At 38.8% G+C, this 15,763-nt stretch carries 13 protein-coding genes; 12 read left to right on the top strand and 1 reads right to left on the bottom strand.

The window, feature by feature from the left end; genetic code table 11:
* Window positions 1-68: 68 nt before the first annotated feature.
* From FLM54_RS14310 to FLM54_RS14300, 3 genes are all read left to right on the top strand, one after another.
* Window positions 69-2,264: an LruC domain-containing protein gene (locus FLM54_RS14310; protein ID WP_178956709.1), complete on the top strand. Its 2,196-nt coding sequence runs from the start codon at window positions 69-71 to the stop codon at window positions 2,262-2,264.
* Window positions 2,264-2,722 carry a hypothetical protein gene (locus FLM54_RS14305; RefSeq protein ID WP_178956708.1) on the top strand — a complete coding sequence of 153 codons (459 nt, stop codon included), beginning with the start codon at window positions 2,264-2,266 and terminating at the stop codon, window positions 2,720-2,722. Before FLM54_RS14310 ends, FLM54_RS14305 begins: the two co-directional genes overlap by 1 nt.
* 114 nt (window positions 2,723-2,836) lie before the next feature.
* Window positions 2,837-3,796, top strand: a complete 960-nt coding sequence (locus FLM54_RS14300; RefSeq protein ID WP_256729579.1) for an endonuclease/exonuclease/phosphatase family protein — start codon at window positions 2,837-2,839, stop codon at window positions 3,794-3,796.
* 71 nt (window positions 3,797-3,867) lie between these two features.
* Here the strand turns inward: FLM54_RS14300 and FLM54_RS14295 are convergent, their stop codons facing one another.
* Window positions 3,868-4,791, bottom strand: a complete 924-nt coding sequence (locus FLM54_RS14295) for a glycosyltransferase family 2 protein (protein ID WP_138606314.1) — start codon at window positions 4,789-4,791, stop codon at window positions 3,868-3,870.
* 212 nt (window positions 4,792-5,003) lie between these two features.
* Between FLM54_RS14295 and FLM54_RS14290 the strand changes: the two genes are divergently transcribed.
* The 9 genes from FLM54_RS14290 (at window position 5,004) to FLM54_RS14250 (ending at window position 15,759) form a co-directional block, all read left to right on the top strand.
* The gene (locus tag FLM54_RS14290) at window positions 5,004-6,155 is read left to right on the top strand and encodes a glycosyltransferase (protein WP_138606316.1); all 1,152 of its coding nucleotides are present in this window, start codon (window positions 5,004-5,006) and stop codon (window positions 6,153-6,155) included.
* Window positions 6,156-6,164: 9 nt separating this feature from the next.
* The gene (locus FLM54_RS14285; protein ID WP_178956707.1) at window positions 6,165-7,577 is read left to right on the top strand and encodes a lipopolysaccharide biosynthesis protein; all 1,413 of its coding nucleotides are present in this window, start codon (window positions 6,165-6,167) and stop codon (window positions 7,575-7,577) included.
* Window positions 7,570-8,961, top strand: coding sequence for an O-antigen ligase family protein (locus tag FLM54_RS14280; RefSeq protein ID WP_055013278.1), 1,392 nt, complete (start codon window positions 7,570-7,572; stop codon window positions 8,959-8,961). Before FLM54_RS14285 ends, FLM54_RS14280 begins: the two co-directional genes overlap by 8 nt.
* Window positions 8,927-9,631: an acyltransferase gene (locus FLM54_RS14275; protein WP_109875861.1), complete on the top strand. Its 705-nt coding sequence runs from the start codon at window positions 8,927-8,929 to the stop codon at window positions 9,629-9,631. Before FLM54_RS14280 ends, FLM54_RS14275 begins: the two co-directional genes overlap by 35 nt.
* 4 nt (window positions 9,632-9,635) lie before the next feature.
* Window positions 9,636-10,772, top strand: a complete 1,137-nt coding sequence (locus tag FLM54_RS14270) for a glycosyltransferase (protein WP_178956706.1) — start codon at window positions 9,636-9,638, stop codon at window positions 10,770-10,772.
* 130 nt (window positions 10,773-10,902) lie between these two features.
* Complete coding sequence (locus FLM54_RS14265) at window positions 10,903-12,396, top strand: GumC family protein (protein ID WP_178956705.1); 1,494 nt, start codon at window positions 10,903-10,905, stop codon at window positions 12,394-12,396.
* 1 nt (window position 12,397) lies between these two features.
* Window positions 12,398-13,474, top strand: coding sequence for a glycosyltransferase (locus FLM54_RS14260; RefSeq protein ID WP_178956704.1), 1,077 nt, complete (start codon window positions 12,398-12,400; stop codon window positions 13,472-13,474).
* A 10-nt stretch (window positions 13,475-13,484) separates the two neighbouring features.
* A complete protein-coding gene (locus FLM54_RS14255; protein WP_178956703.1) occupies window positions 13,485-15,284 on the top strand; it encodes a sugar transferase in 1,800 nt (599 codons plus the stop codon).
* Window positions 15,285-15,450: 166 nt separating this feature from the next.
* Complete coding sequence (locus FLM54_RS14250; protein ID WP_178956702.1) at window positions 15,451-15,759, top strand: STAS domain-containing protein; 309 nt, start codon at window positions 15,451-15,453, stop codon at window positions 15,757-15,759.
* Window positions 15,760-15,763 lie beyond the last annotated feature (4 nt).

Here is a 15,763-nt window from a genome sequence, read left to right as displayed (position 1 = left end):
ATTCAATAGGTTAAAGTTTGGAATAAAGTCTGCATTAGTTCAACTATGTAACTATAGAGGGCTTACGTATGAAATTAACCCATCTCGGAAAAGTTTGCTGTGTATTGTGGCCTTGCACCGTTCTTAGTCAGCCATTTGAGAATTGTCCAAGTCAGGCTTTTTTAATGCAAGATGCCAAAGCACAGTTATACGGTATAGATTTAGTATCAGCTAAACCAACGGTGTTAGCCGCGGCTTTAACGTTTACTACTGAGGCAAACAATGAGAGCGTAAACGCCATTGGCTTTAATTATAAAGATCAGTACTTGTATGGCTTTAGCCGCCAAGCACCAAAAAGTGTGGTGCAAATAGACAGTAACTACCAAATGGCTCGCTTAAATATCACAGGGCTGCCAGATACTAATTTTTATGTAGGTGACATTCAGGTAACAGGCGATGCAGCAAATCAGCGCGCTTCATATTATGTTTATACTCCTCGGTTTGGCCTTTACGAAATCGATTTAAACTCAGATCTAACCGCTGAGATTACTGCGCAGCTTTTACCTAATAGTGCTAACTGGAATTTAGGGATTTATGATTTTGCCTTTCATCCACAAAGTAATTTACTTTATGCAGTTGAATCAAATGGTGATTTGCATGAAATTAACGTTGCTAATAATACTTCTAAATTTATAACTCAGCTCGACATTGGTGATGATACGGGCGCATTTGGTGCCGCTTACTTTGACATTGACGGTCAGTTTTACTTTAGTAATAACAAAAGCGGAAAAATACATAAAGTTGATTTAAGTATTAGCCCCGTAGTTGACTACACACCAACAGCAAACGTATTTACCTCAGGACCTAAATCTAGTCAAAATGATGGTGCGCGATGCGCTATTGCAGAAGTTGCAGTTACCGATAGTTCTATCGATTTTGGTGATGCTCCTCGCCCATATAACACGAGTCTTGAGCAAAGTGGCGCTCGACACTTATTTGATCCTAATAGTACTGGTAGTAATCTTATTTACTTGGGTGAAACGGTCGATGGTGAAAACATCAATACGAATGATGATTTAATCAAGAATCCCATTGATGACTCCGATGACGGGGTTAGTTTTGTAACCGCGATTGCTGCAGGACAAGATAGCCAAATTATTGTTAACGCGTCAGCTGATAGCTTTTTATATGCTTGGTTTGACTGGGATCAAAATGGTGGCTTTAGTGAATCTGAGCGCATGGTAACTAAGTATCCGCTTAACAAAGGCGATAATAGTATTTTAGTTAGCGTACCGAGCAATGTTAAAGCAGGGCAAACATGGGCTCGCTTTCGAGTTACTGATGGCTCCGAGGCATCATTAATTACTGCCACGGGTGGGGTGCTAGGTGGCGAAGTGGAAGATTATCCAATAACCACATTTGCTAGCGCTGTTTATCCTGGTGAAAACGATTGGGTTACGCTTGCCTATGAAGATAAATGGCCGTTCTCAGGCGATTACGACTTTAATGATGTCGTTGTAAATTATCGTACTACGCAGCTGATTGAAGGAAGCAATGTGGTTGGCTATAAAATTGATGGTCAACTTGTTGGAGTGGGCGCAACTTATCACAATGGTTTTGCTGTAAGGCTTACAGAAACTACTAATAGCACAACCAATGCTATTTTAAGTAGTGAAATTGATGAGCAAAATATCATTTACACTATCAATGGAGAGCCGCAACTAGACTCGCCATTAGAAGCAAACCGTGAGCAGGCAATTTTGATTTTCATGCAGGACACTTGGCAACATATTACGAAGCAAGCCGGCTGTGATTACTTTAGAACCGAAAGCAATTGTGACGTAAACAGTAAAGTAACGTTTAGTATGACTATTCCATTAAAAGCAGCTAAAGCGCTAGCGAATGCACCTGGTACACTTCTCGATCCGTTCATTTTTGGTAGCGAAGGATTTTATCATGGTGACTTTTTAGTTGGTAAAAATGCAAGAAGCTGGGAGGTTCATCTAAAAAACCAAGCGCCAACAGAGGCTTTCGATAGTAGTTTATTCGCTGTTAATGGTGCAGATGATGCCACTCAGCAAGCCTCTGAGTTATTTTTTCAAACTGAAAATGGCCTTCCCTGGGCGATTGAAGTCGGTATGCAGTGGCTACATCCACTTGAAGGGGTGGATATCACCAATGCTTATGATCGTTTTGCTAATTTTGCACAGTCGTCAGGTCAGCAAGCGCCGCAGTGGTTTAACAGTTACAACGCACCGAGTGTGGTTGTTAAAGGAGAACAGTAATGAATAAATTAACCGTTATCTTATGCTCATTATCACTGTTAACAGCCTGCGGGGGCGGAGGCGATGAAGGTGCAGCACCTGCACCGACCAATGTCGCTCCACCGGTTGCAGATCCTGTAACAGTTGAGCCTCAAAGTATGGCAAGTTTAGTTATAAATAATGACTTTAACTTATCAACAAAATTTAATTTAGCTATTGATGTAGCGCTTTCTAGAGGCGATGAAAGAGCGTATCTAAATATTTGTCAGAAAAAATTGAATACAGAACGAGCAGATTACAATAACTGCTTATTCAGAGCCCCTCTAACGCAAGGGGCACTCACAACCACACTTGCGATGAGCAGACAAGATATTGAGCTAGTAGCGGAAATTTGGTTTTACGATACCAGCACCCAACCACTTGCTTTTACTTGGCAGTTTGATGCTCAAACACAAAACCAAATGTTTGAGATTAGATAACATCAGGTTATGTCGAGTTCTGGTTAAGTTTTATCGGCTTAATTGATAAAACTCAAAGTTAAGATAAAGAATATACTCAGGTATATTCTTTTTTTATTGTTAAAAGGGGCGTTCATGTTCAAGGTTATTTCGAGTAGGCGGTGTAATTCAAAAAGAGGTTATAGCATTGCTGTTATCGCAGTAATTGCCTTGCTGCTAATTGTTGCCGCATTTAATCCGTGGCAGTTTTATTACGCTGATTTATTAATATCCTTTCGGTTTCCTTTGTTAGCTGCTGCGTTGTTTTTTGCATTGTTACTGCTTGCGCTAAAAAAACTATGGCTAGGGGGAGTGATTGCGATTATTTGTATTATCAATTTAAGTTCACTTTTACCGCTGCATTCATTAGAAGTCATTCCCTCGAAGGCTGCGATAACGGTTAAGCAAATTAACCTCAATTACAATAATCCCTATGTAGACATGCATCTAAAGAACTTACAAAACCAGCAATGGGATGTGCTTGTTTTGCAGGAGTTTAGCGATTTAAACCGGCATTTGCTTAAACCGTTTTTAAATAAAGCTAGTTTGTTTGGTTATCGCGAAGTCGAAGGGATCCCCTACGGCATTGTGGTTATTTCGCGTTTACCGATTATACACAGACAGCAAGTTAAATTAGATGGCGACCGATTAGGTTATATTAAGCTTAAGCTGTTATTAGATAAACATCCTATTACCGCTTTTATTGCCCATCCACCTTCACCAAGAACTGCTACTCATTGGCATAATCGTAATCGGTTATTATCAGCAATGAACGAGGCGAGTACAAAAGAGATAGATCCTTGGTTTATTGCGGGAGATTTAAATATTGTTCCCTGGTCGAGCTATTTTAATTGGTTTAATGCGCAAAGTTGTTATGCAGCTGCAAATGCATATACCAGCTTTGCACCTACTGCAATAAAACACACTTTAATGACAGGCTTGCCAATTGACCATTGTATTTTCAATCAAGAGTTTAATTTATCTTCTCTGGAAGTGAGTGAGTTTAAAGGCAGCGATCATAAAATATTAAGTTATACATTAAATTTAAAAAGTTAGGTGAAGTATTTACTTTAGGCCAATACAAAACAAATAGCTTAAACGCTATTTGCTGTGTATTGGCGAAGTATTTATGATGCAGTAGTAAATGTGTTTTTTAAATCATGTAATAAATGGCGTAAATTACGTTTATGCGGGAATAACGTAAACGCGGCAGTTGTAGTCGATAACGCTTTAAATTTTGCGCCTATTTCTCGATAATACTCACCGTAGCATTCTAATATACGTGCCTGTGCTTTTATTTGTGCAATCATTCCAGCATCTCTTTTGCAGCGTGAAACAATTTCTTTCATCGCGTTGAGCCTATTTTTACGATTCGCAGTAATAGAGCCCGCTCTCATTAAGTAATCCATGGCTATGCGCGGTGAAAAAGCTACATCACCAATTCTTGCAAGTTTTAACCAGCAATCCCAATCACTTGCGCTGTTTAATACGTTATCAAATCGGCCGATATAATTAATGGCTGAGCGTTTAACCATAACTGAAGAGGTTCCTATTACATTAGCAAAAATAAGCAAGTCCATTGGCGACTTTAAATTTTGGTAGCCCATATTTTTCTTATCAACAAATTTTGAAAATTCAGGCCAAAAAGAAAAGCAATCCACAATAGGCTCATAGTCTTCATTTACATGCATATAGTTAGTAAAGCTTAAAACACATTCGGAGTTTTCTTTCATATAACCTAATTGCTCATACAGTTTATCATCACTCCAATAGTCGTCGGCATCTAAGAATGCAATATAGTCCCCTTTAGAAGCTGCAATAGCGCGGTTGCGTACATTAACTACACCGGTATTTTCTTGTTCTAAAATAACCAGCTGTGGAAATGTGTTCTGCGCTTTTCTCAACCATTCAACACTGCCATCGGTTGAGCCATCGTCTACAACGATAATTTCTAGATTGACATTTTTTTGAGCAATAACACTACTCAGTGCCTTTGCTAAATACTGTTTGCAATTGTAGTTTGGGATAATAACGCTTATTTCTATATTCATGAGCTGCACCCTGGCTTCTATTAATTAACTAGATAAGTGCTACGCAAGTTAAGCGCCAAGTATTTTTATAGCTTTGTGGAGTGTTTTTTGTCTAATGCTTTGCATTTTGCAATATATGTTCGCAAATTGACTTTAATCTAACCATTTTTAGTGCTTTTTAACTGGGCATGGTTCTTGCGAAATAACCATTAGAATCTTTTGGAGTATTTAGCATGAAACATATAGGCATTGTTGTACCAAGCTTCCATATCCCGTCAGAAACCTTTGTGGTGACAGAAATAAATGCACTTGTTAAAGCAGGTCATAAAGTAAGTGTTATTACCTTTGAGAATTTAAATACCAGTGCAAATCTCGATAGCAGTGTAAATGTAATTATCATTAAAAAGTCTTTTAGTGCTGCTGCTAAATTTGCAATGTCTAAGCCGCTAGTAGCTCTTAACGCTGCTAAAATTGCTTTTCGCTTTACCTCAATCTCAGCCATGTCGCTTCTAGGGTATGGGTTAAACATTGCAGAAATAATTAAGCGGCACGGTATCTCTCATATACATTGTCACTTTATGCATGCACCGTTGGCATACTCGATTGTTGCTAGCAAAATTGCGGGTATTAGTGTCTCATCAATCGGTCATGGCCATGATGTATATGTAAACGATACCGATCTCAAACTCAAGCTTTCGTTATGTGATTTCTCGGTTGCTGTGTGTAAAGACATGGCTCAAAAACTAAGTAATTACAAAGTTGGAAAAGTTGAGCTATTGCATTGTGGTGTTGATTTAAGTTTATTTAGCAGCACTCCAAATCGACTTCATGAGTCTGTTAAATTGTTATTCATTGGGCGCTTAGTTGAAAAAAAAGGACTGCAATTTCTATTACCCGCTATAAAAAAATTAAGTAAAAAATACGCCATATGTCTAGACATCGTGGGCGAAGGCCCATTAATGAATGATTTAAAGTTTTTGTGTGAAGAGCTTGGGCTTGATAAAGATGTTCGATTTTTAGGGCGTCGTACGCCTCTTTGGTTATCAAAAAATACCAGTAACTACTCAGCACTGGTTGCGCCATTTTGTGTATCTAGTAATGGTGACAGAGACACTGGGCCAGTAGTTCTTAAAGAAGCTATGGCCAGTGGTATTCCTGTGCTAACGACCAAGCTTATGGGGGCAAAAGAAATTGTAAATGATTCTGTTGGTTTTAAATGTGAGCCTTCAAGCATTATTGGTTTAGAGACTATCTTAACTCAATTCTGTGAGCTTAATCCCTATGAACGATATGCCAAAGGTATCAATGCTAAACGATTGGTAGCAAATAAATTTAATGCCAGCTCACAAGCTAAAAAGTTGTCATCTTGGGTGCAAAACTCATAAGGAATGAAGATGAACGGACTTAAGCAAATAGCCTATTTTGGACTATCAACATTATTGCTCAAAGGGCTTGGCTTTGCTTTACTCCCTATATCGACTCGTCTTTTAAGCCCTGCACAGTTTGGTGAACTTAATTTTTTAGTCTCTATTTCAGCCGTAATGTCTTTGTTGTTGTGCCTAGGCTTACCTGAGCTCCTTTTTAAACAGCAAATGAAAAGCGTTGTTTTTAAGCAGGCTTTATTTAGGGATGCGTTGATTTTATGTAGTGTGTTAAGCACTGCATTTGTAATTGCTGTTGTATTGTTTGCTGACCTTTTGCTGAATTTATTACCTATCTCTGTTAATCAAATAGATTTGCAATTATTAGCTGTTAACTTGGCATTTTCGTCGGTGTTGTCGATTGTATTTTGTTTTTTTAGGTATTACGAAATGGCTAAGCAGTTCTGCTATTTAGCTGTTTTACAAGGGGTCGGACAAACTCTACTGACCATCATCTTGCTATATCTAGGCTATGGTGTAACCGGCGTTATGCTATCTGGTGTGATAGCGAGTTTTATTGTACTGATACTGTCACTGTGGCAAATAGCACGCACGATTAATATTAGTTTTAAATGTATCGCATGGAATATTACGCCTAAAAATACGCTGTTTTTGTTAAGCATTATTGTCTCTTCACTCTTTGTGTACGCTAATAATGGCGCAGAAAACTGGTATATTGTAGCCAGTGTGGGCAAAGAAAAGCTCGCTCAATATTATGTCGCTCTGCAATTTGCAGTCATGACCTCGTTTACATTTGAACCAATCAGAATGTGGTGGTTTTCACGCCGTTTTGACGAGTTAACCTCAAGCCGCAACCACTATGTGTTTTTATGTGAATTAAGCCTTGAGATTGCGATTACCCTTTGCTGCATAATGCTACTTTTAGCGCCGCACTTATTCACCCTCGTTTTACCACAAAATTATTTACTTAATGCCTGGTTATTACCCAGTTTAATACTCATTGTTGTGCTGAGACACCATAGCGATTTACTTAATATTGGTTGTTATGTTCACTATAACGGCTTGTTTGTGACTATTATTAATGCAGTGAGTGCTACGAGCGTATTAATTGCATTAAGTTTTTTAGTGCCAAAATGGGGAATATTAGGTGCTGTTGTATCGTTAGCATTGGCGCAAACTTTAAAAACGCTACTGTTTGTAGTTATTAGTCAAAAGCTAGAGCATTTAGCATTTAAAGTACACAGTCTGCTCCCTAGCTGGCTGTGCTTTATTCTTGTGTTTTCGTTAAGTGTGACTCAAGTGTCTTACTACATTGTAGGACAGGTTGCTGTGTTGATATGTTTGTTTGCGTTGTTATTTAAAAAGTATAAACACCACATCACGGGAATATTGCAACGGCTTTTAGCAAGGAAGGCGCATGGTTAACTGGTATAAAGAGCATTACTTATTAATAAATGGCTTAGTGATAACGGCGCTTATTTTAAGCTTATATTCGTTATTTGGGCCCATAGCTGCTTTTGCTTTATTGTTACTGCCATTTGCTGGCGTATTAGCCGTGCGTATTAGTACTGTGTTTATTATCTTATTTATTTTATTTAGTTATTTTAGGATCCATGAGGCATTTGTATTTTTAATGCCGCTTAAAATCCCTAAACTCTTAGCGCTAGCCTCTTTACTGGCCATTTTCTGGCATTTATTTATTTCCAAAACATTAAAACCGCATTGGAGCTCAGCTCATCTTATTTTTGTCATTTGGTTTGTTTGGCTTACTGTGTGTGTGTTTTCGGCTTCAAACCGTGGCGTTGCTATTGAGTATTGGTCTGGAGTGTTGGTTAAAGTTTTTATTATGGTGTTTGTGATCAGCTGGTGGTTAACGCGATTTTCTCACTTTAGTTACGTAAGACTAGGAATTATGATTTCTGGTGTGGCCATTGCGCTGGTGGCACTGAATAACAAAATTAATGGTGTGGGGCTAGTTGAGGGCACCCGAGTCACTATTTCTCGAGAGTATCGTTCACAACTGGGCGATCCTAATGATTTATCTTTAGTGCTGATGTTTCCTGTGTCTTTTTTAGCTGCTGAATTATTTAATACATACAACAATCCATATCGACGATTATTTGCAGGCGTTGGTTTAATTTTGGCTATTTCAGGAGTGATAGCTACGCAAAGCCGAGGCGGCCTATTAGGTATTGCTGCTATTTTGAGTTTCTTTTTATATCAAAAGGTAAAAAATCCAGTGGTTGTGGCTGCATGTGGGGCAGTTGCCATGCTTGCCATGATGGTCTTTGCGGGGATTTCAGATAGGCAAAGTGGTGGTGCTGCTGAAAGTGGAGTTGACGAGTCTGCTATGGGTCGAATATATGCTTGGCAAGCTGCAATAAACATGGCGCTTGCTAACCCGCTAACAGGAGTTGGGGTAAATAACTTCTTCGTAAACTATTACTTTTATAGCCCGCACTGGGATGGCAAGAATCATGCAGTGCATAGTACGTGGTTTCAGGTACTTGGTGAAACAGGCTTTGTTGGTATATGTATTTTTTTACTGGTTATCGCCAGTATTTATCGCAGCTTGTCTCGAGTATTTTGCATTAATAAGCTTAACTTTAATCCTGAAGTGACAGTGAATGCTAATGCGCTAAAAGCCGGTTTAATTGGTTTTATGGTTGCAGGTACGTTTTTAACTCAAGCTTTTACGTGGCCTTTGTATATCATTTTGTCCCTGACCATTGCCCTAGAAAAGCTGACTATCGATAGTAATAAGGATTCGTCTTATGGTGACCCAACTAAAGTATTGGCTAAAAAATAGTAACAGTCCCTCGGCAAAACGTTTGTTTAAATTTGCAAAGTCGCTGCGTAATCCACAGCTACCCGTTATTCCTCTACTACATAGTGGGCTTTATCATCTGCACCATTTTATAAAGCAGTTTGTTCATGAACTGCTGAGAATATTTTATTACACCCCATTATTTAAAAGCCAAATTCAAGGCAGTAAAAAACGTTTATATTTATATTCGGGTATGCCTCAGGTAATTGGTAAATTAAGGGTTGAATGTAAAAACGATGTCAGGATCTCGGGGATCAGCACTTTGTGTGGCCGTGTAAGTAATGAGCGTGAGCCTCTACTAAGTATTGGTAATAATGTTGATATTGGCTGGCAAAATGCGTTTTCGGTAGGACGAAAAATTGTACTTGAAGATGATGTAAGACTTGCGGGACGTGTTTTTTTAGCAGGCTTTCCTGGTCACCCAATTGATTGTGAACGTCGTGCGAACGGCCAAAGTGATGATGAGAGTCAAATTGGCGATATTATTATTAAGCGTGGAGCATGGATTGGGACCGGTGTTACGGTACTTGCTGGAGTAACCATAGGTAAAGGAGCCATTATAGGGGCGGGCAGTGTGGTAACCAAAGATATTCCCGATTTTACTATTGCCGCAGGTAATCCGGCTAAAGTAGTCAAAAACATAGTGGAGTGAGCGAATGAAATTTATTGTTTTTGCAGAAGATTGGGGGAGCCACCCTAGTAGTACTCAGCATTTATTTTCAGAGCTTGCAAAAAGACAGCAAGTGAATTGGGTTAATTCTGTGGGAATGCGTAAACCTAGCGTAAAGCTGCACGACATAAAACGTATTTTTAATAAATTTAAGCAGCTATTTCAACCCTCTAATAATAGTAAAATAGCCACGCCTAAAAATATGACGGTATATAAACTGCCTATTTTACCATGGCATGATAATGGCTTAGTGCGCTGTTATAACCGTTGGGTTTTCTCTCGTCATATTGGTGCTCATAAAACCAGTGAACCTATTGTATATTGGTTAAGTGTGCCAACGGCATGCTATCTGTTTGATAAAAGAGCCACCGACTCGCTAATTTATTATTGTGGTGACGATTTTAGTGCGCTGGCTGGGGTTGATCCTATGCTGATTGCGCCTTTTGAGCAGCAGCTGATTAAAAACGCAGATCTTATTTATGTGATCAGCGAGTTATTAAAAACTAAAATGCCTGCTGAAAAAACTAAGTTACTAACACATGGCGTGAGCTTTGATTTATTTACGAGTAATGTCGACAAAGCCGCAGAAATCAGCGCTATTGAAGCCCCCATTATTGGCTTTTATGGCAGTATCAATGCCTGGCTAGATATCCCTTTATTAATGGCGTTGGCCACTGCTAGGCCGCAATATCAATTGGTATTAGTTGGCGATATTACCACTCCCATTTCAGGGTTGTTGCAGTTTAAAAATGTAACGCATATTAGTGCGGTTGAGCATAAACGGTTGGTATCTTTCTCGGCTCATTGGGATGTATCTATTTTACCATTTGTCGATAATGAGCAAATTAGGGCTTGCGACCCGCTTAAATTAAAAGAATATTTAGCGGTAGGCAAACCGATAGTCGCAACCGATTTCGCGGCAGTGAATCATTATCACTCGCAAATTTTTATCGCTCAGTCACAGAATAACTTTATTGAAAAAATTGATCAGGCGTTGTCACTCAGTCAAGCAAAATTAAGTTTATTGCATGCAGTCCAAAAAAACATAGCGAAAGAGCATAGCTGGCCGGTAAAAGCTCTCACTGTGATCAACGATCTACAAATATTAAATCCCTCCGATTAAACCATAACTATAATATTGGCGCGCCCTGTGCAACTACTCCATTAAAGAAGGCTATTTACGCTGTAAATTTTTATTTTGCAAATAGCCGCAAAGTTTCGCATAGCAATATGCAAATCAATGGGTAGCGAATATGTTAGTTAGAGAGCAAATAAAAAGATTACTTTATTTAGCTTTGTACGCTGTTTACACCAGGGCAAAGTTATTTGTTTTGCCGTTGCTGATTGTACCCGTAGTAGTGATTGTACTCGCGGCAACGTCACAAAAACAATATACAAACCACGCCACTATTCTTATAGAAGAATCGGCGCTGCTTAATCCCTATTTAGATGATTTGTCGTTCTCGTTTGATTTATCAAATAGGATGGCAGCTTTGCGTACCTTAGTGATTAGCCGCAAAGTTCTGATTGCCGTGGCAAAAGAAACCAATTTAGTACCAAAGGATGCATCCCCCGCCAAAATAGAAAAAATACATCAAGAGCTTTCACAGGCGCTTTCCTTATCATTGGTGGGAGACGAGCTAGTTCGGGTTAACTTTATTTGGCATGACCAAACCCAAATGAAGGCGGTGCTTGAAAAAGTGGTAGAGAAATTTATAGAAAGTTTATTAGCCCCAACGAAAGCATCACTGGATACCTCTGAGCAATTTTTTTATCAGCAACTGGTAAGTTTAAGAGAAGAGTTGGAGATTTCTGAGGCTTCATTGGCAAGCTTTAAAGCAAAAAACAGTAATACCTTACCCGCTGTTTTACACAGTAATAGGCAAACTTTCGATAAGTTATTAAGTGATCAACAACAAAAGTCCATTGTGCTCTCAGGCGCTAATGCCAAGCTTGAGGCACTTACTACAAAAATGGGTCAAGCAAACCCGATTCTCGGTCGTATAGAAGAGAAAATAATTACTGCAGAATCAGAGCTCAGTTTTTTAAAAACCCGCTATACCGATAAACACAGCAAAGTGGTTTCAAAAAAGCGCGAACTACTCAGCATTAGAGCACGGCAACAAGCGTTAATTGAAAGTGGTAAAGGCCTTGATGCCACTAATATTGATCAGCTTTGGCAAATGGCTAATACCTTACCCAGTGGAAATGACAATGAAAGTAATGTGTTGGTGTCACAAATACTCGCTCTAGAAGAAGCTAAAAATAATGTTCTGCAGCATCAGCAAGAATACGACATGTTAGAAAAACAAGTCAATGCAGTGAGCGAGCGCTTACTAGTAACCAGTGATATAGAAAAACAACTTAGAAAGCTCGAGCGTGACTACGATGTTAAACAGTCATTATATAAAGACATGTTAGGGCGTTACGAAATGGCAAAAGTGACAGGCAAGCTGGTTAAGTATGAAGGCCCTGACAAAGTTAAAACCATTGAGCGAGCTTATAGTCCTACTCAACCAATTAATACTTCACTCGTGGTGGCAATTATTATGGGTATTGTTTTAGGCATATTTACCAGTGTCACCTGTGTGTTTGTTGCGACCTTATTCGACAGTCATTTAAAAGATATTCAAACCATTGAAAAACTATCGTCACTAGACGTGGTTACCATTTTACCCATTGTTGGTCACAGCACGTTACATGCTGGGGTTAGTCCATCAATGCACTTCCTTAGTGAGGGAAATTAACATGAACGTTTTACATTTAGTTCAACACTTTAAAATAGGTGGGCTGGAAAAAATGGCCGTGACTTTGATGCAAAAAAGTCGATTTGCAAACACCAGTATTCTTGTTTCTTTGGAAGGAACTGAAAGGGATGCAATAAATGAATGGCCAGCACTGTCAGCCTTTGAGCAAAAACTTATAAGCTTAAACAAAGCCCCTAAATTTGAACTAAGTGTAATTAAAAAGCTTAGTGAAATAATTAAAAAACATAATATTACAGTGATTCATAGCCATCACATTGGCCCAATGCTTTACGCTAGCCTCACCTGTTTAGTTAATCCAAGTATTAAACACGTATCGACAATTCATGATGCGTGGTATTTAAAAAACTTTAAACAGCGAGTGATCACAAAAGTATTGAATAAGCTGACTAAAATTCATTGGGTGGCCGATGCAAATGTGGTCGCTAATGAGTTTTTCAACGAAACCGCTATTAAAGCTGATAGTACTATTCTTAACGGCATTGATTTTCAACAGTTTATAGATACAGATGACGCTACTGCACGGATTAAGCTTAACTTGCCCCATGACAAAAAGCTCATTGGATGCTCTGCTCGTTTAGAGCCAGGTAAGGGGCATTTAGATTTAATTAAATTACTGCCTGCGCTACCCAAAGAGATTGAACTCGTATTTGCTGGTAATGGCAGTTTACGTTTTTCATTAATGAGTGCTGCAGTGTCACTAGGGGTGGTAGAGCGAGTACATTTCTTAGGAAATGTGCAGCATATGAAATTATTTTATTCTGCCATTAATGTGATGTGCTTGTACTCGCAACGAGAGGGCTTACCTCTGTCTATTTTAGAGTCGATGGCATGTGGCAAAGTAATAGTGGCAACTGATGTCGGTGGCATTAGTGAAGTTGTCAGTGATAAGCAGGGTATTTTAGTAAAACCTAATGATTCTTTTGGCTTAAAACTTGCCCTATTAAAAGCATTGGAAATGAAGCACGGGCAATGCATTCGAGAGTATATTCTCTCAATTGCGGATGCAAACAAAATGAGCGAAGCCTATGACCATTTTTATAATGGTTTAGCTTCATAAGGGGATTACAATGACTTTTTTACTGATTACATTGGCGATTTTGATTGTGTTGGTGTTGTACCATCATGTTGGTTACTTATTGCTATTAAAGCTTTTTAGTAACGATGAAGTGAACATCGAATTAAACGCTACCCCGGCAACCACGCGCTTTGGTATTTTAATGTGCGCCTACAACGAGCAAGAACATATTCGTGAAAAGCTCTATAACCTTGGCTCTATGTTATACAGCACAGAGCAGTATGCTATTCATGTTTATCTTGATGGCTGTACAGACAAAACCTATGACGAGGCGATGATTGCTCAATCGCATCTTGCAAAGCAAAATGTAGTGTGTCATTTGCATTTTAATAAGGTCAATAAAGGCAAGTCGTTTGGTGTTAATGAGTTAATAAAACTAACCAGGCCAAATTACGATGTATTGCTGTTTACCGATGTCAGCGCATTACTCAGCGTTGATGTACTAAATAAAATCGATGCTGATTTTAAAGACCCTCAGGTCAATGTGATCACGGGGGTGTACATATTAGATGACTTAGCCACCAAAGAGCAGCAACAGTATTGGCAGTATCAAAATAAAGTAAAAAGTATGGAGTCATCATTAGGCGCTGTTATTGGCGTACCGGGTGCCATGTTTGCTATACGCGCTGAATATGTTCAGTTATTAGATGCGAGCACTATAAACGATGATTTTATTTTGTCGATGAAAGCACTTAATAAAGGTGGCAAAGCGCTAGTAAATAACGAGATCAACATTGTTGAACGTGAATGCGATGAACAAAGCCATGATTATGCAAGAAGGGTAAGGTTAGGCGCTGGCAATTGGCAGCAAATTAAAATGCTGTCTGAGCTATTTAATCCAAAACTAGGCTGGGTAAGCTTTAATTATATTTCGCACAAGGTATTACGTGGCATTATGCCCATTATACTGGTACTGATTTATGGATTACTAATTTCTCTGGCGGTTTTCTCTAACGTGTTTTTAGCCAAAGTAGCCTGTATTACATTAGCCGCTATACATGGGCTGGGTGTATTAAAACAGCTTTTGAGCATAAAAGTTAAATGGCCGGTGATCGACAGTATTAACTATTTGGTTGCGGCATACTTGTGTGCTTTTTGGGGGATTATTAAATTTGAACGCGGTGATTATAGTAAGCATTGGCAGCGCGTTCACCAAACTAAGCAGTCTAATAATTTAATAATCAGAGCAGTAAAACGCAGTATTGATATTTTAGGCTCTGCTACTGGCTTAATTGTTCTGTTTCCTGTAATGCTCATGGTTGCATTGGTGATTAAGTTCAGCTCTAAAGGACCAGTGTTGTTTAAACAGTTAAGAGTAGGGCAAAGTGATGATGACTTTGTGGCACTTTTTAACGTATTAAAATTCCGTTCTATGGTGGTTGATGCTGAGGTTAAAAGTGGAGCCGTATGGGCAAGTAAAGATGATCCGCGTATTACCCCAGTAGGGCGCTTTATTCGTAAGACACGGTTAGATGAATTACCTCAGCTTTGGAACGTACTCATAGGTGATATGTCGTTGATAGGCCCTCGCCCTGAACGACCTGTTTTTTATTCAAAACTTGAAAAAGATATTCCGTATTTTTGTCAGCGTACTTATGGCATAAAGCCAGGTATATCTGGGTTAGCGCAAGTAATGAATGGCTATGATGAAACTATTGACGATGCACGTAATAAAATTGGTTGGGATTACGCCTATATGTTGAGCACTTCATCAGCTCGTAGCTGGTGTTATATGGAATTGACTATTTTCTTTAAAACATTGGTTGTTATTTTTACTGGTAAGGGCCAATAACCCGCTTCGCATAATGCAATTGTACACCCAAAAAGCAATTGCATTATGCACTTCTATTTCAAAAATTAATTAGTAAGCCATTAAAGCTTTTATATTTCAATGTCTTAAGTTTGGCATTCTTCTTGTAACTGTCTATTTGAGTTCATACTTTTAATAGGTGATTAAAATGAAAAATGTAGCCCACAAAACCGATCCAACCGTTATTACCATTCCTAATGACTTTTCAGGCTTTGCTGTCGATGAGCTAAAAGATCAGTTTGAGCTGCTCGTTGAGCAAGACTCTAATTTTGTTGTTTTAGACTTCTCTAAAACCGAATTTATCGACTCTTCGGGAATAGGTGCTATTGTTTTTCTATATAAAAGAATTGAAAAACAAAGTAATAAGCTATCTTTACTTAATGTCACCGGGCAGCCGTTTAAGTTAATGAACTTATTAAGAGTGGATAAAACCATTCCATTTATTGACGCTGTGTAGAGGT

The sequence above is a fragment of the Pseudoalteromonas sp. Scap25 genome, assembly GCF_013394125.1.
In the GTDB taxonomy this organism is placed as follows: Bacteria; Pseudomonadota; Gammaproteobacteria; order Enterobacterales; family Alteromonadaceae; genus Pseudoalteromonas.
Note: the sequence above shows the minus strand (reverse complement) of the source record. Positions and strands in the feature narration are given on the sequence as shown.